Origin of the sequence: Pseudomonas sp. NPDC088368, from assembly GCF_044753445.1 — a bacterium.
In the GTDB taxonomy this organism is placed as follows: domain Bacteria; phylum Pseudomonadota; class Gammaproteobacteria; order Pseudomonadales; family Pseudomonadaceae; genus Aquipseudomonas; species Aquipseudomonas bambusae.
In genome coordinates this window covers 545,400-563,069 of sequence record NZ_JBIVNG010000002.1, presented here as the reverse complement: position 1 = coordinate 563,069, position 17,670 = coordinate 545,400, and the positions used below count along the sequence as shown (strand labels likewise).

The 17,670-nt window shown below is 59.8% G+C and carries 17 protein-coding genes; 10 read left to right on the top strand and 7 right to left on the bottom strand.

The window, feature by feature from the left end; genetic code table 11:
- Positions 1 to 8 precede the first annotated feature (8 nt).
- From pgsA to ACIQAL_RS05985, 4 genes are all read right to left on the bottom strand, one after another.
- Entirely contained in the window at positions 9 to 569 is a 561-nt protein-coding gene (gene pgsA / locus ACIQAL_RS06000) for a CDP-diacylglycerol--glycerol-3-phosphate 3-phosphatidyltransferase (RefSeq protein ID WP_166594725.1), read from the bottom strand.
- Between the two features lie 32 nt (positions 570 to 601).
- The gene (uvrC, locus tag ACIQAL_RS05995; protein ID WP_401143757.1) at positions 602 to 2,425 is read right to left on the bottom strand and encodes an excinuclease ABC subunit UvrC; all 1,824 of its coding nucleotides are present in this window, start codon (positions 2,423 to 2,425) and stop codon (positions 602 to 604) included.
- Between the two features lies 1 nt (position 2,426).
- A complete protein-coding gene (uvrY, locus tag ACIQAL_RS05990; RefSeq protein WP_341958204.1) occupies positions 2,427 to 3,071 on the bottom strand; it encodes a UvrY/SirA/GacA family response regulator transcription factor in 645 nt (214 codons plus the stop codon).
- 191 nt (positions 3,072 to 3,262) lie between these two features.
- A complete protein-coding gene (locus ACIQAL_RS05985; protein ID WP_341958206.1) occupies positions 3,263 to 3,628 on the bottom strand; it encodes a helix-turn-helix transcriptional regulator in 366 nt (121 codons plus the stop codon).
- Positions 3,629 to 3,710: 82 nt separating this feature from the next.
- Between ACIQAL_RS05985 and ACIQAL_RS05980 the strand changes: the two genes are divergently transcribed.
- Complete coding sequence (locus ACIQAL_RS05980) at positions 3,711 to 3,938, top strand: DNA-binding protein (protein WP_401143529.1); 228 nt, start codon at positions 3,711 to 3,713, stop codon at positions 3,936 to 3,938.
- 18 nt (positions 3,939 to 3,956) lie between these two features.
- Here ACIQAL_RS05980 and ACIQAL_RS05975 read toward each other — a convergent pair whose 3' ends face one another.
- Positions 3,957 to 4,418, bottom strand: coding sequence for a GNAT family N-acetyltransferase (locus ACIQAL_RS05975; protein WP_401143526.1), 462 nt, complete (start codon positions 4,416 to 4,418; stop codon positions 3,957 to 3,959).
- Positions 4,419 to 5,192 (bottom strand): carbon-nitrogen hydrolase family protein, encoded by a 774-nt coding sequence (locus tag ACIQAL_RS05970; RefSeq protein ID WP_401143523.1) that lies wholly within the window; start codon positions 5,190 to 5,192, stop codon positions 4,419 to 4,421.
- Between the two features lie 669 nt (positions 5,193 to 5,861).
- Here ACIQAL_RS05970 and ACIQAL_RS05965 point away from each other — a divergent pair.
- Positions 5,862 to 6,947, top strand: coding sequence for a 3-deoxy-7-phosphoheptulonate synthase (locus ACIQAL_RS05965; RefSeq protein WP_401143520.1), 1,086 nt, complete (start codon positions 5,862 to 5,864; stop codon positions 6,945 to 6,947).
- Here the strand turns inward: ACIQAL_RS05965 and ACIQAL_RS05960 are convergent.
- A complete protein-coding gene (locus tag ACIQAL_RS05960; RefSeq protein ID WP_401143517.1) occupies positions 6,938 to 7,081 on the bottom strand; it encodes a hypothetical protein in 144 nt (47 codons plus the stop codon). The genes ACIQAL_RS05965 and ACIQAL_RS05960 overlap by 10 nt on opposite strands.
- A gap of 167 nt (positions 7,082 to 7,248) precedes the next feature.
- Between ACIQAL_RS05960 and ACIQAL_RS05955 the strand changes: the two genes are divergently transcribed.
- The 8 genes from ACIQAL_RS05955 (at position 7,249) to ACIQAL_RS05920 (ending at position 17,661) form a co-directional block, all read left to right on the top strand.
- Positions 7,249 to 8,133, top strand: coding sequence for an esterase/lipase family protein (locus ACIQAL_RS05955; protein ID WP_401143514.1), 885 nt, complete (start codon positions 7,249 to 7,251; stop codon positions 8,131 to 8,133).
- Between the two features lie 105 nt (positions 8,134 to 8,238).
- A complete protein-coding gene (locus ACIQAL_RS05950) occupies positions 8,239 to 8,520 on the top strand; it encodes a peptidylprolyl isomerase (RefSeq protein WP_166594734.1) in 282 nt (93 codons plus the stop codon).
- Positions 8,521 to 8,845: 325 nt separating this feature from the next.
- A complete protein-coding gene (locus tag ACIQAL_RS05945) occupies positions 8,846 to 10,714 on the top strand; it encodes an extracellular solute-binding protein (RefSeq protein WP_401143510.1) in 1,869 nt (622 codons plus the stop codon).
- Positions 10,714 to 11,778, top strand: coding sequence for a microcin C ABC transporter permease YejB (locus ACIQAL_RS05940; RefSeq protein ID WP_341958217.1), 1,065 nt, complete (start codon positions 10,714 to 10,716; stop codon positions 11,776 to 11,778). Before ACIQAL_RS05945 ends, ACIQAL_RS05940 begins: the two co-directional genes overlap by 1 nt.
- Entirely contained in the window at positions 11,778 to 12,800 is a 1,023-nt protein-coding gene (locus ACIQAL_RS05935; RefSeq protein WP_401143507.1) for an ABC transporter permease, read from the top strand. Before ACIQAL_RS05940 ends, ACIQAL_RS05935 begins: the two co-directional genes overlap by 1 nt.
- Position 12,801: 1 nt before the next feature.
- Positions 12,802 to 14,385, top strand: a complete 1,584-nt coding sequence (locus tag ACIQAL_RS05930) for an ABC transporter ATP-binding protein (protein WP_401143504.1) — start codon at positions 12,802 to 12,804, stop codon at positions 14,383 to 14,385.
- A 70-nt stretch (positions 14,386 to 14,455) separates the two neighbouring features.
- A complete protein-coding gene (locus ACIQAL_RS05925; protein ID WP_401143501.1) occupies positions 14,456 to 15,874 on the top strand; it encodes a sigma-54 interaction domain-containing protein in 1,419 nt (472 codons plus the stop codon).
- Between the two features lie 395 nt (positions 15,875 to 16,269).
- Positions 16,270 to 17,661 carry a GntP family permease gene (locus tag ACIQAL_RS05920; RefSeq protein ID WP_401143498.1) on the top strand — a complete coding sequence of 464 codons (1,392 nt, stop codon included), beginning with the start codon at positions 16,270 to 16,272 and terminating at the stop codon, positions 17,659 to 17,661.
- Positions 17,662 to 17,670: the final 9 nt, after the last annotated feature.

Genomic DNA, 17,670 nt, shown 5'->3' with positions numbered 1-17,670 from the left:
AAAAATACTTATTTTTGCTCTGTGGTAGTGCGCAGATGCGGCCACGCCGCTCTGAGGTACTGGACCATCGACCACAGGGTCAGCCCCGCCGCGACCATCAGCAACACATAACCCAACACCACCCAGAAGGTGAAAGCGGGTGGATTGGCCAGCAGAATCACTAACGCCAGCATCTGCGCGGCGGTTTTCCACTTGCCCAGATTGGACACAGCGACCTGAGCACGGGCGCCCAACTCGGCCATCCATTCGCGCAAGGCCGAGATGACGATCTCTCGCCCAATGATGACCGCCGCCGGCAAGGTCAGCCAGAAATTGGCATGGGCCTGCACCAGCAGCACCAGCGCCACGGCCACCATCAGTTTGTCCGCGACGGGGTCGAGAAACGCGCCAAATGGCGTGCTTTGCTCCAGGCGTCGGGCGAGGTAGCCGTCCAGCCAGTCGGTGGCGGCCGCCAACGCGAAAACCGAACTGGCAGCGGTATAGCTCCAGTGATAAGGCAGATAAAACAGCAGAATGAAGATCGGAATCAGCAGGACACGTAATACGGTGATCAGATTAGGGATATTCATCGGCACAACTGGCTACGAGGTGAGCGGGCATTCTACTCGCTGTGCAGGCTGGCATAAATCGACTCTGCGAGCTTTTTACTGATTCCGGGTGCCTTGGCGATTTCTTCGATGCTGGCGCGGGACAATTCCTGCAACCCACCGAAGTGCTTGAGCAAGTCGCGACGCCGCGTCGGGCCCACGCCTGCCACGCCTTCGAGGGTCGACGTGCGGCGGGTCTTGCCACGCCGGGCGCGGTGGCCGGTGATGGCGAAGCGGTGAGCTTCGTCCCGGATCTGTTGAATCAAGTGCAACGCAGGCGAATCGCCCTTCAGCGTGAATTCGTGAGCAACGTCGTTTAAATACAGGGTTTCGAAACCGGCCTTGCGGGTCGTTCCTTTTGCCACGCCGAGCAAAATGAGGTCCGGCACGGCGAGCTCATTGAGCACATCACGCGCCATGTTCAACTGGCCTTTACCACCGTCCACCAACAGGATGTCCGGGAGTTTGCCGGCACCGTCGTTGATTTTGCTGAAGCGTCGGGTCAGCGCCTGATGCATGGCGGCGTAGTCGTCGCCCGCCGTCACGCCTTCAATGTTGTAACGGCGGTAATCGGACTTGATCGGACCTTCCGGGCCGAACACCACGCAGGACGCAACCGTCGCCTCACCACTGGAATGGCTGATGTCGTAGCATTCGAGCCGCTGCGGTGGTTCATCCAGCTTGAGCACCTCGGCCAGCGCTTCGAAACGCGCCGCGACGTGCTGACGGTTTGCCAACCGCGCCGCCAATGCCTGTTCAGCGTTGGTCACGGCCAACTGCTGCCAGCGCGCCCGGGTGCCGCGCACCCGGTGGCTGATGGTGATTTCCTTGCCGCGAGAGGCATCGATGGCATCGATCAGCGCCGGGAAGTCGTCGTTGACCACGTTCACGATCACTTCGCTCGGCAACTCGCGTTCGCCGCCCCCAAGGAAATACTGGGCCAGGAACGCGGACATAACCTCCCCGACCTCCTCCTCGATCCCGACCTGAGGAAAGAAATTCTTGCTGCCCAACACGCGACCGGCACGGACGCTGATGAGATGAACACAGGCGCCGCCAGGGTTGACGAAAGCCGCGACCACGTCGACGTCGCCACTTCCGCCTTCCATGCTTTGCTGGTCCTGAACCCGCCGCAGCAGGCCGATCTGATCACGCAATTCGGCGGCCTGCTCGAAATTCAGCGCCATCGCTGCCTTTTCCATGAGCATGTTCAACTCATCGGTCAACGCATTGCTGCGCCCTTCCAGAAACATCACCGAGTGACGTACGTCCTCGGCATACACCTGAGGTTCGACGAAATTCACGCACGGCGCTTTGCAGCGTTTGATCTGGTATTGCAGGCACGGACGGGTGCGGTTTTTGTAGAAGCTGTCCTCGCACTGACGCACGTGAAAGGTCTTTTGCAGGATGCTCAGGCTTTCGCGAATAGCCCCGGCGCTCGGATACGGTCCGAAATACCGGCCTTTGGCCTTTTTCGCCCCGCGATGAATGCTCAGACGTGGAAACTCACCGTCTGACAGGTGCACGTAAGGGTAGGATTTGTCGTCGCGCAGCAAAATATTGTAGGGCGGCCGCGATTCCTTGATCAGCGTCTGCTCCAGCAACAGTGCCTCGGTTTCGTTGGCGGTGATGGTGGTTTCGACCGACGCGATGCGCGCGACGAGTGCGCCGGTCTTCGGCGCATGGCCGGTCTTGCGGAAATAACTGGCGAGGCGTTTTTTCAGGTTTTTGGCCTTGCCGACATAAAGAAGCCGCCCGTCGATATCGAACATGCGATAGACACCGGGACGGCCACTGCAGGTGGCAAGAAACGCGCTGGGATCGAACGGTTGGGTCATTTCAGGCGCTGGCATCGACCATGCCGTGACGAACGGCCAGCAAGGCCAGCTCGACGTCGCTGCCGATCGAAAGCTTCTCGAAAATGCGATAGCGGTAGGTGTTGACGGTTTTCGGCGACAGACACAGCTTGTCGGAGATGGTTTGCACTTTCTGGCAACCGACGATCATCAGGGCAATCTGGATTTCCCGCTCGGACAGCAGGTCGAACGGCGAATTGCTGGTCTGCGGCTGGAACGATTTGAGTGCCAGTTGCTGGGCAATCTGCGGGCTGATGTAGCGCTGCCCTGCGAAGACCAGCCGAATGGCCTGAACCATTTCAGTCAGGCCCGCACCTTTAGTCATGTAGCCCGCCGCGCCCGCTTGCAGCAGACGCGTCGGAAACGGATCTTCTTCGCAGACAGTGACCGCCACGACCTTTATGTCAGGGTGACTGCGCAGCATTTTGCGCGTGGCCTCAAGGCCGCCGATACCCGGCATCTTGACGTCCATGAGGACGACGTCGGGCTTGAGCTCTCGCGCCTTCTTCAAAGACTCTTCGCCGGAGTCGGCCTGGCCGACCACCTGCAGACCGTCGATGTCGGCAAGCATGCGTGTGATACCTGTCCGAACCAGATCATGGTCATCGACAACCAGCACCCTAATCAAGCAGACACCTCACAAAAAACAATTTATGGCGATTGCCCGCCACCTTAACAAAAAGAAAGCGCATGACCTAGGACGAAGCAACGTTCGAACGGCCCTGACAGAGAATCGATAACGAGACCGACACGCTATCATCATCGGCCGGGAAACTTGCAAAAAATCTTGAGGCGCACGCTCACACGTGCAACGGAAGGTCAATCTTCTTGCGGGGCGGATTTCTTTTCAACGGCGTAGGTCGCCTTGTATTCCGCCAACGCAGTCGTCAACCGGAGAATGGCATCCTGATCTTCCTTGACCAGTGTTCTGTAGCTGCCCAGCACCCACTCTTCAACCTCACTGAGGTTTTCGATCGGCACCGGGGTGGGCGAACCGGTCAACACATAGAGCACGTCTACACCTTTGGCAGCCACTGCCGCCAGGTAATCGGCTTTCGGCGTACGGTCACCGTTTTCGTACTTTCCTTGCGCATTGGGTTCGACACCACCAATTTCGCCGAACGCTCGTTGCGACAGCCCCAAGCGCTCGCGTTCTTCCCTAAGCCGGGCACCTATTCCACTCATTTGAATGCGTAACCTTGTTGACCCCATCCTTACGAATGGTAGAATCCAGATAAATTTGTACAGACTTGAACGGTTTTGAACTATGCCCGGAATACGCACCGCAGCACAAGCCAAGGCCTGGCTCGAAGAGCAAGGCAAATCCGTTCAAGAATTTGCCCGAGAAAATTGTGTGGACGCGGCCACGACCTATCAGATTCTCTCCGGCCGAAAAAAAGGTCGACGCGGCGAGTCCCACAAGGTGGCGGTGCTGTTGGGGATGAAAATCGGGGTGATTCCGGACTCGGTTTCGCCCGCTGAACCCAAGATATGAAAAGCGCTGGGGCCAACTTCACGTCTCCAGCACATACTCCATCCAATACAGTGCAGGCTCCTCCCCCACGTGGCGATAACCGAGCCGAAGGTACAGGCCTGTCGCCGGATTATTCTTGAACACTTTCAGCCGAACCCTCGTACCCCCCCGCGCCCTGGCCAGTTGCAACACCCACACCATGACCCATTCCCCCACGCCTTCGCCGCGATAGGCTTCGATCAGTTGAATGTCGCGGATATAGAGGTAATCACTCTCCAGGGTCAGACTGAGAAAGCCGATCGCCTTGCCCGCCTGCTCCACCACATAACTCTCTCGGCTGGGCCATTCCGTGTCGAAGGCTTCGGGCTGCCAGACCAGACCGTAGTGGCTGTAATAGTCACGCATGTTGACCCGCGTCAGCTCTCGAGCGAACGCAAGCGTCTCATCGGTGGCGGGCTGCAGCTGTAACCGTTTGCCCTCGGGCGCGATGAGCGGCGTCATCTACAGCGCGACCCGGTGTGAACGGGTCTCCCACCCGCTTCCCGAACGCTGCGCAACCAATAGCCCCTCTTCCGCGTCAGGGAGGGCAGCTACTTGCTCGCCCTGTTCATCCCACAGCGCGCTGCGCCCTCCGGAATGCCAACCGCCGGTGACGCCCGCATAGTTGGCCATCAAAACAGCCATCCGATAGGTGCGGGCATGGCCGCTGAGCAACGCAGCGTCGTGTGCGTACCCGCCTTCCGAGATCAACACGCTGGCCGCGTAAATTGACGCGCCTGCCTCGGCGGCCCGCCGTGGGTGAGAGGCCTGGCTGAAATCGGCACAGATCGCCAGCCCAAAGCATTCACTCCCCAAGTTGAACGCTTCGCCGCCCGCTCCGGCCGTAAAGACCGCTTCCTCGCCACTGTGCAAATGCTGCTTGTGCTGGACGGTCATGCCGCCGTCGGGATGAAGAATGAAGGCAGCGATCGATAGGTCGTCACCGGCGGATGAACGGACTGGCGCGCCCACAACAGTGGTCATGCCCCATTCACGCGCCTTCGCCAGCAACGGTCGCAGCCGAGTATCATCCGAAGTGATAGCCATCCCCCAGGCCGATTCGGGTTCATAACCGGTCAGCGACAGTTCGGGAAACATCAAGAAACTCACCCCGAGCCCCGCCGCCTGCTCCATGAACGCGAGGTGCCGAGCGATATTGGCGGCGATATTTCCCGCGTCCGACCGGGACTGAGCGACGGCCAGCACCGCTGCACCGGGTGTTTCATTGACATGCATGGCTGTTCCTCCTGAGCGCCGTTTCTTCGATGATTGATGCGCCGGGGCATTCTACGTGAAGCGTTCGCCGCGCCCGTATACGCCAATCGTCAATGGCTGCCCGAAATCGACACGATTGAAATTTCCAATTGAATAGACGCTTAAGCCTGAAGTAAGCTCGGCGACATTCCACGGAGACGCATCATGTTGCCATCCATTCATACATCGCTTATGCGCACTGCCGACGTCTCGCGTCAGGTAGCGGGCATGACTATGTGGGATGCAACGACGATCGCCTCCCCGGCTTCTTATTTTTATGGGTATTGGTTTAGCCACTGGCGCGCCTGATACCCAACCGGCGCCCACGAATCACGGGACGCCAACCAGAGATAACTCTACCCCCGGTCGGCCTCCCGACCGGGGGTTTTGTTTTTTAGCCCCTTTGGTTTTCGCCCGTTTGAAAAACCGACTAACGCTTCGAATCGAGGAACACGACATGAACTACAGCACCTATTACCGCAACGACATCGACTTCGCCTGGCGATTTACCACCCTCCGTTCGGGACAGCCTGCCGCCTCCGATCGGTCACTGACAGGTGGCGCATCAACACTCACGGCCAGTACGGCCCTTTGTCGAACACCCCAGTAGGTCCGCGCGGGAAAATGCCCGCCGACCAGGAAGCCCGAACCATGAATTCGTCCGTCGCCGCAACACACCTGTCCGACATGCCGTCCAGCCCTGTGACCCTGATCGACAGCCACCCTGCCCCACAACGGCTGCCCAGCACCCTGGCATTGAAAAACCAGTTGCCGCTGAGCCCGGCCCTCGCCGCCCAAGTGGCTGCTCATCGCCAATCGGTACGCGCCATCCTCAACGGCGAAGACACCCGCCTGCTGGTGGTCGTCGGCCCCTGCTCCATTCACGACCCGAAATCCGCGCTGGAATACGCTGAACGCCTGGCCAACCTCGCCACCGAAGTCAGCGACCAGATGCTGCTGGTGATGCGTGCATACGTGGAAAAGCCCCGCACCACCGTGGGCTGGAAAGGCCTCGCCTACGACCCGCATCTGGATGGCAGCGACGACATGGCCGCGGGCCTGACCCTGTCCCGACATTTGATGCGCGAGATGATCAGCCTCGGCCTGCCAATTGCCACCGAGCTGCTGCAACCGATGGCCGCCGGTTACTTCGATGACCTGCTGAGCTGGGTCGCCATCGGCGCCCGCACCACCGAATCGCAGATTCACCGGGAAATGGCCAGCGGCCTGCACATGCCGGTGGGCTTCAAGAATGGCACCGACGGTGGCATCGCCGTGGCCTGTGACGCGATTCGTTCGGCCGCTCACGCCCATCGTCACTTTGGCATCGACCGCCACGGTCATCCGGCGATTATCGAGACCCAGGGCAACCCGGACACCCACATCGTGCTGCGCGGTGGCCACGCCGGTCCCAACTACCACCAGGCCAGCGTGGCCACGGTCAACGCCAGTCTGGACAAACACCGCATGGCGGCCCGGATCATGGTCGATTGCAGCCACGCCAACAGTGGCAAAGACCCGCTGCGTCAGCCCCACGTCTTCAACGACGTCCTGCAACAGCGGCTGGCAGGTGACCAAACGCTGATTGGCATGATGCTGGAGAGCCATCTTTTCGAGGGTTGCCAGCCACTGAGTGATTCAATGCGTTATGGCGTATCGGTCACTGACGGCTGCCTGGGCTGGGACGGCACGGAACAGCTGCTGCGTGACGCCGTGAACAAACTCCGTTACAGGTAAGTGATCCGTGTGGGAAAGCTGGCTCGCATTCCGCGGCTGGCTTCCCATAACCGCGTCATCATTGACAGCACGCCGTTGTCGATTTCCAGAGCGATGCCGTAGGAAATGCAGGCGATGCCCATCGGATCGGTCATCTCATCTTCAGCGCCCTGCGGCAGCCCCCTTTAATTCGAGGGTTTCGGACGCTCGCCACCAAATTTCAGCCTTGCATACCCCGCCTCAATCGCCTCAGATGGCGTTGCTCACTGATTCATTTGACTGGCTAACCTCGCTCGTCTCATCCAGCGACGGGCTGCCTGCCATGAATGACCTACGCATCACGACCAAATATCCGCTTCTCCTGATCCACGGGCTGTTCGGGTCTGATCGCATCGGTGCTTTCGACATATTTCACAGTATTGTTCCGGCATTGGAGAACGCCGGTTGCCGTGTATACGTACCCGTGTTGTCCGGCGTGTTTGAAAACGAGGCGCGCGGCGAACAGTTGCTCGATCAAATCGAGCGCTTCATGAAACGCACGGGCTACTTGAAAGCTAATCTCATCGGTCATGGGCAAGGGGCGCTGACCGCTCGTTATGCCGCAGCCATTCGCCCGGACCGGGTGGCGTCGGTGACATCGGTGTGTGGTCCGAATCACGGCTCTGAAGCCATCGACGCCCTCGCTCTCGCCATGACCCCAGGTGAGTTGCCTGAGCCTCGCTCAATCCAGATGTTGGCCGACTACGACCGCTTGCTCAGGCTCATCAACCTGGAGTCACGAGGTTCCGGAGCCTCTCTGTATTTACTGAGAGAGCTTTCAACCTATACGGTTGCGCAATTCAATCGTCGCTACCCGCAGGGGCTGCCCGCCGAATGTGGCGGCGAAGGTGCCGAACAGGTAAATGGTGTGAATTACTATTCCTGGAGCGGGTGCCTTCAAGGGGCATTGCCTGACGAAAGGCAAAACACGGTCGACGCACTACACTTGGCACTGCGCAGCCATGCACAGCTTTTCGAGCGGGAAATCGAACAGAACGACGGCCTCGTCGGCCGCTACAGCTCCCATCTGGGCAAGGTTATCCGTTCCGACTACCCGCTTGATCATCTGACTGCCATCCACCCGACAGCAGCAGGGGTGCGCAGCGGTATCGATCCCGTACAGCTTTACGTCGATCATGCAGGCTTGTTGTTTCGCAAAGGCTTGTAGTTTCCGTGACGGCTCACCCGCTCACCCTGCGAGCCGGAACTTTCTCGGGAAAAGCGTCCCTTAATCCGGTAGGCTCGTTCCTTTTTTTGACAGGAGTACTTTCAAATGGCTAAAGCCACTGCCCGCCACATCCTTGTTTCCAGCGAAGCGAAATGCAACGAACTCAAGGCAGAAATCGAAAATGGCGCTGACTTTGCCGAAGTCGCAAAAGCCAATTCCAGCTGCCCTTCCAGCCGTCAGGGCGGCGACCTGGGTTCGTTCGGTCCCGGCCAGATGGTCAAGGAATTCGACACCGTGGTCTTCAGCGCGCCGGTCAACGTCGTTCAGGGTCCAGTGAAAACCCAGTTTGGCTACCACCTGCTGGAAGTGACCAGCCGTCAGGACTGATTCTGAAGGTTGTCTCTTCAAACGGCTCGCCTTCTAAAGCGGGCCGTTTGCGTTTAATGCCCTCAAAAAAAGATTCTTGCCTATTCCGGCAAAGAAATTGCTTCGTTTTGTCTGGTTCACGGTGGTGCACAGGCTTGAGCCCCGGCCGCCCGCGCCGCACTGTAGAGATGTCATCAACCACAGGAATAGTGCGGTTACAAAGATCACAGCGTTGCGGTACCTTGCCACCGGAGGTAACGAATAAAAACCACAGGACAGACAGCACCTTCCCGTCCATGACCTTCAACCCTGACATTGCCCGCCAATGTCAGTCAGGATTCGTGTAATGCGTTTTGTTTTTTCATCGCTGATCGTTGCAACACTGGTCCTTGTCTCAGGTCTTCAATCCCTGTCCGCTGCACCTCAACACGCCCTGACCGTCTACGGTGAAGCTCCCCGCTACCCGGCCGATTTCAAACACTTCGACTACGTGAACCCGGATGCCCCAAAAGGCGGCAGCATGCGCCGGTCCGCACAGGAAATCGGTCAATACGATCACATCATGCCGTACCTCGACAAAGGCACCGGCGTGTCGCAAGTCAACGGCCTGCTCTACTCCCCGTTGGCGGTGAAATCCCTGGACGAGCCTTACACGGTGTACGGCCTGATCGCGGAAAAAATGGAGCGTGCACCGGACGGCATGTCGCTGCGTTTTTTCCTCAATCCCAAGGCACGTTTCTCCGACGGCACGACCATCACCGCTGAAGACGTGCGCTTTACCTATAACCTGCTGATGACTCAAGGCAGCCTGTCCTACCGCACCGAGTTCGGCGACGTAAAAGGCGTCGAGGTGGAATCGCCCACCCAGATCCGCTTTGACTTCAAGAGCAATGAAAGCCGGACCTTGCCGCTGGACCTGGCCTCGTTGCCGGTGTTCCCCGAGCATTACTGGAAAGACAAAGACTTCACCAACGGCGGCGGTTTCGATGTTCCCGTCGGCAGCGGACCGTATCGGATCGGCAAAGTCGATCCAGGCCGCAGCATCACCTTCGAGCGGGACCCTGACTGGTGGGCGAAGGACCTGCCGGTGAATCGCGGGGTTTATAACTTCGATCACTTCAGCGTCGAGTATTTCGGCGACATCGACGTCGCCCGCCAAGTGCTGCGCGGCGGCGGCTACGACTACAACCGCGAATATTCGGCCACTGGCTATTCCATCCTGTATGACAGCCCGGCACTGACCGAGGGTCGCCTGCAACGCGCGCACCTGGCCAGAGGCGCCGTTCAGAGTTCGCAAGGCTTCGTGTTCAACCTGGACCGGCCGAAATTCCAGGATCGCCGTGTACGCCAAGCGCTGGCGATGCTGTGGGACTTCGAATGGACCAACAAGCAGATGATGCGCAACGTCTACGTGCGCCAGAACAGCTACTTCTCCAACAGCGACCTGGCTGCCACCCAGCTTCCCACCGAGTCTGAGCTGAAAATTCTCGAACCGTTGCGTGGCCAGGTTCCTCCGGAAGTCTTTACCACGGTGTTCCAGACGCCCAAGACCGACGGCACCGGTTTCATCCGGGACAAACAGTTACAGGCGTTGGCGTTGCTGGAAGAAGCCGGCTGGATGCCGAAAGGCGACAAGCTGGTCAATGCCGAAGGCGAGCCGCTGAGTTTCACCTTCCTCAACGGCCAGAGCGGGTTCGAGAAGATTCTGCTGCCTTATAAGCGCAATCTGGCGCAGATTGGCGTCGATTTCGAGATCCGTCGCATCGATTCCGCGCAATACCTGAACCGGGTCATGGCGCGGGACTACGACATGATCGTGACCGGCTACGGCGTCTCGACCTCCCCCGGCATGGAGCTGTACAACAATTTCGGTTCCAGTGTGGCGCGCGATTCCGGCTCCAGCAATTACATGGTGTTGCGTGACCCGGCGGTCGACACTCTGATCAACGGCCTCGCCAAAGCCGACACCAAACCGGCGATGGTCGATTACGCCCATGCGCTGGATCGTGTGCTGCAATGGGGCTTTTACTGGATTCCCAACTATTATCCGCCGGGCTCCTCAACCGTCTGGTGGAACCGCTTCGGCATCCCCAAGGTGCAAGCCAGCAACAGTGAAGCCATAGAAACCTGGTGGGAAATCAGCCCGCAGGCGCTGACCACCGAACAGTTCGCCCAGCAACGGGGCGCCTCGGCCATTCCTTCGGAGGTGAAGTAATGCTTGGCTACCTGACGCGACGCCTGCTGCTGATCATCCCGACGCTGCTGTGCATTTTGCTGGTGAACTTCTTCATCGTGCAGGCTGCGCCCGGCGGTCCGGTGGAACAGGCCATCGCCAAGCTGCAAGGCGTGGCGGGCGGCACCATCGGCGCGGGCCACACCGAAACCATGAACGTCGGTCAATCCCGCGCCAGCCGGGGCCTGGACCCCAAGCTGATCAAGGAAATCGAGCACCAATACGGCTTCGACAAGCCCTTGCATGAGCGTCTGTGGCTGATGCTGTCCAACTACGCGCGGCTGGACTTCGGCAACAGCTTCTTTCGCGGCGCCAAGGTCACCGACCTGATCCTGCAAAAGATGCCGGTGTCGATTTCTCTCGGCCTATGGGCGACGCTGATCACCTACCTGGTGTCGATCCCGCTGGGCATTCGCAAGGCGGTGAAACACGGCAGCCATTTCGACATCTGGAGCAGCACCGCGATCATCATCGGCTACGCGATGCCCGCATTCCTGTTCGCCATGTTGCTGGTGGTGTTGTTCGCGGGAGGCACGTACCTGAACTGGTTCCCGATCCGGGGGCTGGTGTCGGAAAACTTCGATCAGATGACCACCTTGGGCAAGATCGCCGATTATTTCTGGCATTTGGTGCTGCCCGTCGCGTCGCTGGTGATCGGCGGTTTCGCGACGCTGACCATTCTCACCAAGAACTCGTTTCTCAACGAAGTCACCCGCCAATACGTGGTCACGGCTCGGGCGAAAGGCCTGAGTGAACGCCGCGTGCTGTACGGACATGTGTTTCGCAACGCCATGCTGCTGGTGGTCGCGGGCATACCACAGGCGTTTATCAGCGTGTTCTTTGCGGGTTCATTGATGATCGAGGTAATTTTCTCCCTTGATGGTCTCGGCCGCATGAGTTACGAGGCGGCTGTGTCGCGGGATTACCCGGTGGTGTTTGGTTCGCTCTTCATCTTTACCCTGTTCGGGCTGCTGATCAAACTGGTCGGGGACATCTGCTACACCCTCGTGGACCCCCGAATCGACTTCAGCGCGAGGAATGCCTGATGCGCAGACTGTCTCCGGTGGCTCGCCGACGTTTCGAGCATTTTCGCAATAACCGCCGTGGCTGGTGGTCGCTGTGGCTGTTTTGCGGCCTGTTCGTCATTAGCCTCTGTGGCGAACTGGTCGCCAACGACAAACCGTTGGTGCTCAGTTATCAACACAGCTTGTACTTTCCTGCCTTCAAACGGTACACCGAGCAGGCGTTCGGCGGTCAACTGCCCTTCCAGCCGGACTACCGCAGCGATTACGTGCGCCAGCTCATCAGCAAGGGCGACGGCTGGATGTTGTTCCCCCCCATACCGTTCAGCGACGACACGCCGAACTATGACCTGAACAAACCTGCCCCCAGCCCGCCGTCGGCGATCAACTGGCTGGGGACCGACGATCAGGCGCGGGACGTGCTGGCGCGGGTGATTTTCGGGGCGCGGGTGTCGATTCTGTTCGCACTGGCGTTGACCGTCATCAGCGCATTGATCGGCATCGCCGCAGGCGCGCTGCAAGGCTATTACGGCGGCTGGGTGGATTTGATCGGTCAGCGCTTGCTGGAAGTCTGGTCGGGACTGCCGGTGCTGTACCTGCTGATCATCCTGTCGGGGTTCGTCGAGCCGAATTTCTGGTGGCTTCTGGGCATCATGGCGCTGTTTTCATGGCTCGCACTGGTGGACGTGGTGCGCGCCGAGTTCCTGCGCGGGCGCAACCTGGAATACGTCAAGGCGGCACGCGCGTTGGGGCTGGACGATCGCAAAGTCATCCTGCGCCACATTCTGCCTAATGCCATGAACGCGACCCTGAGTTACCTGCCGTTCATCCTCACCGGGGCGATTTCGACGCTCACCGCCCTCGACTTCCTCGGCTTCGGCATGCCCGCAGGCAGCGCCTCGTTGGGGGAGTTGATCGGTCAGGGCAAACAGAACCTGCAAGCCCCTTGGCTCGGCTTCACAGCCTTTTTCACGCTGGCACTCATTCTCTCGTTGCTGGTGTTCATTGGCGAGGCGTTGCGCGACGCCTTCGACCCGAGGTCCTGACGTGGCTGAAAATCTCATTGAAATCCGCGACCTGTCGGTGTCGTTCAGCGGCAATACCGTGGTCAAGCACCTGAGCCTCGACATTCCGGCCGGAGAATGCCTCGCGCTGGTAGGCGAGTCCGGTTCGGGCAAGTCGGTGACGGCGCATTCGATCCTGCAACTGCTGCCCCAGGCGGGCACGGTTAGCACCGGCAGCATCCGTTATCGCGGGCAAGAATTGCTGGGTGCCGATGGGAAGACGATGCGGCAGATTCGCGGCAACCAGATCGCGATGATTTTCCAGGAGCCGATGACCTCGCTAAACCCGTTGCACACGGTCTCCAAGCAGATTGGTGAAACGCTGTTGGTGCACAAGGGCATGACGGGCAAGGCGGCGCAGGCACGCATTCTCGAATTGCTGGAACTGGTGAGCATTCAGCACCCGAAGAAGCGCCTGAAGGCCTACCCCCACGAATTGTCCGGCGGCCAGCGGCAGCGCGTGATGATCGCCATGGCGCTGGCCTGCGAGCCGGAACTGTTGATTGCCGACGAGCCCACCACCGCCCTTGATGTCACGGTCCAGCGCAAGATTCTGTTGCTGCTGAAAGAGCTGCAACAGCGCCTGAACATGTCGCTGCTGCTGATTAGTCACGATTTGAACCTGGTGCACAGCATCGCCCAAAAGGTCTGCGTGATGCGGGCCGGAGAAATCGTCGAGCAGTCCAACTGCCACACCCTGTTCAAACACCCGCAGCACCCGTACAGCCAGCTGTTGCTCGACGCGGAGCCTGCGGGCGAGCCGCTGCCTCGGGACACCCGCGAGAAGGTCCTTGAGGTCGAAAACCTGCGGGTCTGGTTCTCGCTGGGCGGCGGCATCTTCAACCGCCACCACGAATACCTGAAGGCGGTCGATGACATCAGCCTGAGCATCGAGCGTGGCAAGACGCTGGGGATCGTCGGCGAATCGGGGTCGGGAAAATCGACACTTGGTCAGGCAATTCTGCGCTTGCTGGAATCCCGTGGCAGTATCCGCTTCAAGGGTCACGCGCTTGACTGCCTGAACCAGAAGCAGATGCGCCCATGGCGCAAGCAGATGCAGGTGGTGTTTCAGGACCCTTACGGCAGCCTCAGCCCGCGCATGTCGGTGGCGCAGATCATCAGCGAGGGGCTGGAAGTGCACAGCGAACTGGACAAGGTCCGCTGCGATGCCGAAGTGATTCGCGCCCTGGAGGAAGTCGGCATCGATCCGCTGAGCCGGCATCGCTATCCCCACGAGTTTTCCGGCGGGCAACGGCAACGTATCGCCATCGCCCGCGCCCTTGTGCTCAAACCTGCCTTGATTTTGCTCGATGAACCGACGTCGGCACTGGACCGTACCGTGCAGAAACAGGTGGTGGCGTTGTTGCGTCAACTCCAGGAGAAACACGGGCTGACGTACCTGTTCATCAGTCACGATCTGGCGGTGGTCAAGGCCCTCGCCCACGACCTGATCGTGGTCAAGGACGGCAAGGTGGTCGAGCGCGGCGCGAGTCATGATGTCTTCGATGCCCCGCAACACCCCTACACCCGGGAGCTGCTGGCAGCGGCGCACCCTGGTTACAACTGATGGGTTACAACTGATTGGCAACAGCAGTCTGAGCGGCCAGATGCCCGGGACGGAAACGACGGAACAGTGCATGAAAGACAGTGACAGCCTCAAGGATTACCGACGCGTTCGGCGCTTAGCGATCCGTTCGTTGTTCGAAATCATCGAGCAGTCCAGTGAAGGTACTGTGATCGTGGACAAGGACGCACGGATCGTCTGGATCAACGAGCGTTACGCGCGCCGTTTCGGTCTCGAAGATGCCAGCCACGCGGTGGGTCAGCCCTGCGAAAAGGTGATTCCCGGTAGCCTGCTGCGGCAGGTGGCAAGCAACGGCCAGCCCATCTTGCTGGACATGATGGACACCGCCAAGGACCCGCTGGTGGTGATGCGTCTGCCGATCCACGACGACGTGGGCGGCGTGATCGGCGCCATCGGCTTTGCACTGTTCGACGAGCTGCACGCCCTCTCCCCCTTACTCAAGCGCTACCTGAGCATGCAGCAGGAACTGGCCTCGACCCGCTCGCTGTTGCGGGCGCGACAGGCCAAATACAGTTTTGCGCAGTTCATTGGCACCAGCGCCGCGAGCCTGGAAGTCAAACGCCGTGCGCGTCGCAGCGCCAGCACTGACTCTCCCGTTCTGCTGATGGGGGAGACGGGCACCGGCAAAGAGCTGCTCGCTCATGCGATTCACAACACCTCGCCCCGGGCGCACAAACCTTTCGTCAGCATCAACAGCGCGGCCATCCCGGAAACGCTGCTGGAAGCCGAATTTTTCGGCACCGCGCCTGGGGCGTTCACCGGCGCAGACCGGCGCGGGCGTCAAGGCAAGCTGCGTTTGGCCGAGGGCGGCACGCTGTTTCTCGATGAGATCGGCGACATGCCGCTGCCCCTGCAAAGCAAATTGCTGCGGGTGTTGCAGGAAAAGGAGTACGAACCGGTCGGCTCCAACGAGATGATCAAGACCGACATCCGGCTGATTGCGGCAACGTCCATCGATCTTGAGGCGGCGATCAAGCGCGGGGAGTTTCGCGCCGATCTGTATTACCGCCTGAGCGTGCTGCCGATTGAAGTTCCGCCCTTGCGCGACCGGCTGGATGACATGCCCGCGCTGACCGAAGCGATTCTCGAAGAGTTGCACAGCCAGCACGAGCTGGAACCCGGGGCGATGACGATGCTCGGTCACCATGCCTGGCCAGGAAACATCCGCGAATTGCGCAACGTGCTGGAACGGGCGGCGCTGCTCAGTGATGACACGCAATTGACTGCCGACGACATTCGCGTGGCCATTGGCACAGTCGTTCCTCATAGCCCTGCAGCCTCTCAGCGGCGGACGGCGCCGGTCCTCAACGAAACCTACAACGACGCACGGCAGCGGTTCGACCGGGAATTGATCCAGGCCAAACTGGCGCAATGCCGGGGGAACGTGATCCTCGCGGCCCGGCAATTGGGGTTGGGGCGCTCGACGTTGTACAAGAAGATGGCGGCATTGGGGATTGCGGAGTCTCAGTAAAGAGACAGGCTGTCTCTGAACGAGGACGTCGATGGCTGCATTGCCATAGCTCGGCGCACCGCACTCCTGTGGGAGCGAATTCATTCGCGAAACGGTATTCCAGACGACACATTTTCAGTGCCTGCACTGGCCATTCGCGAATAAATTCGCTCCCACAGATCTTGCGGCGCTCAAAAATATGGCAATCGCCTCGGGACTTCTGAGCACAGTTCGCGGATGGAGGGTTCTGTGCGGCTGTCCGATGTCTCAAAAGCGAGACACGCGAACACCCGACACCGCTTTGAAAATAATTAAAGCCATACAATTCAACCAGTTATGCATATGGCACGTTAATCGCTATAGCTCCTGCCAAGCGGCTCGACCGCGTCGATAACAAAAACAACAGGAGACACTCGATGAGTGTGATCATCGCCTTGGCAGCCCTCGCGCTGTTGATGCTCGCGGCCTACCGTGGTTACAGCGTCATTCTTTTTGCCCCCATCGCCGCCCTTGGTGCGGTGTTGCTCACCGATCCGTCTGCCGTGGCCCCCGCGTTCACGGGGGTGTTCATGGACAAGATGGTGGGCTTCGTCAAGCTCTACTTTCCCGTGTTCTTGCTCGGCGCCGTGTTCGGCAAGCTGATCGAGTTGTCCGGCTTTTCCCGTTCTATCGTGGCCGCTGCTATCAAACTGCTGGGTACGCGTCAGGCGATGCTGGTGATCGTGCTGGTTTGCGCGCTGCTGACCTACGGCGGCGTGTCGCTGTTCGTGGTGGTGTTCGCGGTCTACCCGTTCGCCGCTGAGATGTTCCGCCAGAGCAACATCCCGAAACGGCTGATCCCGGCGACCATCGCGCTGGGCGCGTTTTCGTTCACCATGGACGCTCTGCCCGGCACGCCGCAGATCCAGAACATCATCCCCTCGACCTTCTTCAACACCACCGCGTGGGCGGCGCCTTGGCTGGGATTGATCGGCACGGTGTTCGTCTTCTGCGCAGGCATGCTGTTCCTGCAACGCCAGCGCAACAAGGCGCAGCGTGCAGGTGAAGGCTACGGCACGGAATTGCGCAACGAACCGGAAACGCCTGCTGACATTCAACTGCCCAACCCGTGGATCGCCCTCGCGCCGCTGCTGTTGGTTGGCGTGATGAACCTGCTGTTCACCCAGTGGATTCCCCAGTGGTATGGCAAAACTCACACCCTCTCGCTGCCCGGCATGGCGACGCCGGTGCAGACCGAAATCTCCAAGATCACCGCCATCTGGGCGGTGGAAGCCGCGTTGCTGGTGGGGATTGTCTTCGTGTTGCTGTTCGCGTTCAGCGCCGTGAAATCCAAACTCGCTGAAGGCAGCAAGGGCGCGGTCAGCGGCGCGTTGCTGGCGGCGATGAACACCGCGTCGGAATACGGCTTTGGTGCCGTCATCGCTTCGCTGCCGGGCTTTCTGGTGTTGGCAGACGGCCTCAAATCGATCCCCAACCCACTGGTCAACGAGGCGATTACGGTCACCCTGCTGGCGGGCATCACCGGCTCGGCCTCAGGCGGCATGAGCATCGCGCTGGCGGCGATGTCAGACAGTTTCATCGCCGCTGCCCACGCGGCCAACATCCCGTTGGAAGTCCTGCACCGGGTGGCGGCGATGGCCAGCGGCGGCATGGACACCCTGCCCCACAACGGCGCCGTCATCACCCTGCTGGCCGTCACCGGCCTGACGCACCGCGAGGCGTACAAGGACATTTTCAAGATCACCCTCATCAAGACCCTGGCGGTTTTCGTGGTGATCGCTACTTTCTATGCAACCGGCATCGTATGAGGAATCCAA

Coding starts and splice junctions, on each gene's coding strand:
- ACIQAL_RS05980 (WP_401143529.1), top strand. CDS start 3,711: ATGCCCGGAATACGCACCGCAGCACAAGCCAAGGCCTGGCTCGAAGAG.
- ACIQAL_RS05950 (WP_166594734.1), top strand. CDS start 8,239: ATGGCTAAAGCCACTGCCCGCCACATCCTTGTTTCCAGCGAAGCGAAA.
- ACIQAL_RS05940 (WP_341958217.1), top strand. CDS start 10,714: ATGCTTGGCTACCTGACGCGACGCCTGCTGCTGATCATCCCGACGCTG.
- ACIQAL_RS05945 (WP_401143510.1), top strand. CDS start 8,846: ATGCGTTTTGTTTTTTCATCGCTGATCGTTGCAACACTGGTCCTTGTC.
- ACIQAL_RS05920 (WP_401143498.1), top strand. CDS start 16,270: ATGAGTGTGATCATCGCCTTGGCAGCCCTCGCGCTGTTGATGCTCGCG.
- ACIQAL_RS05935 (WP_401143507.1), top strand. CDS start 11,778: ATGCGCAGACTGTCTCCGGTGGCTCGCCGACGTTTCGAGCATTTTCGC.
- ACIQAL_RS05965 (WP_401143520.1), top strand. CDS start 5,862: ATGAATTCGTCCGTCGCCGCAACACACCTGTCCGACATGCCGTCCAGC.
- ACIQAL_RS05960 (WP_401143517.1), bottom strand. CDS start 7,081: ATGACCGATCCGATGGGCATCGCCTGCATTTCCTACGGCATCGCTCTG.
- uvrC (WP_401143757.1), bottom strand. CDS start 2,425: ATGACCCAACCGTTCGATCCCAGCGCGTTTCTTGCCACCTGCAGTGGC.
- pgsA (WP_166594725.1), bottom strand. CDS start 569: ATGAATATCCCTAATCTGATCACCGTATTACGTGTCCTGCTGATTCCG.
- ACIQAL_RS05955 (WP_401143514.1), top strand. CDS start 7,249: ATGAATGACCTACGCATCACGACCAAATATCCGCTTCTCCTGATCCAC.
- ACIQAL_RS05975 (WP_401143526.1), bottom strand. CDS start 4,418: ATGACGCCGCTCATCGCGCCCGAGGGCAAACGGTTACAGCTGCAGCCC.
- ACIQAL_RS05970 (WP_401143523.1), bottom strand. CDS start 5,192: ATGCATGTCAATGAAACACCCGGTGCAGCGGTGCTGGCCGTCGCTCAG.
- ACIQAL_RS05985 (WP_341958206.1), bottom strand. CDS start 3,628: ATGAGTGGAATAGGTGCCCGGCTTAGGGAAGAACGCGAGCGCTTGGGG.
- ACIQAL_RS05925 (WP_401143501.1), top strand. CDS start 14,456: ATGAAAGACAGTGACAGCCTCAAGGATTACCGACGCGTTCGGCGCTTA.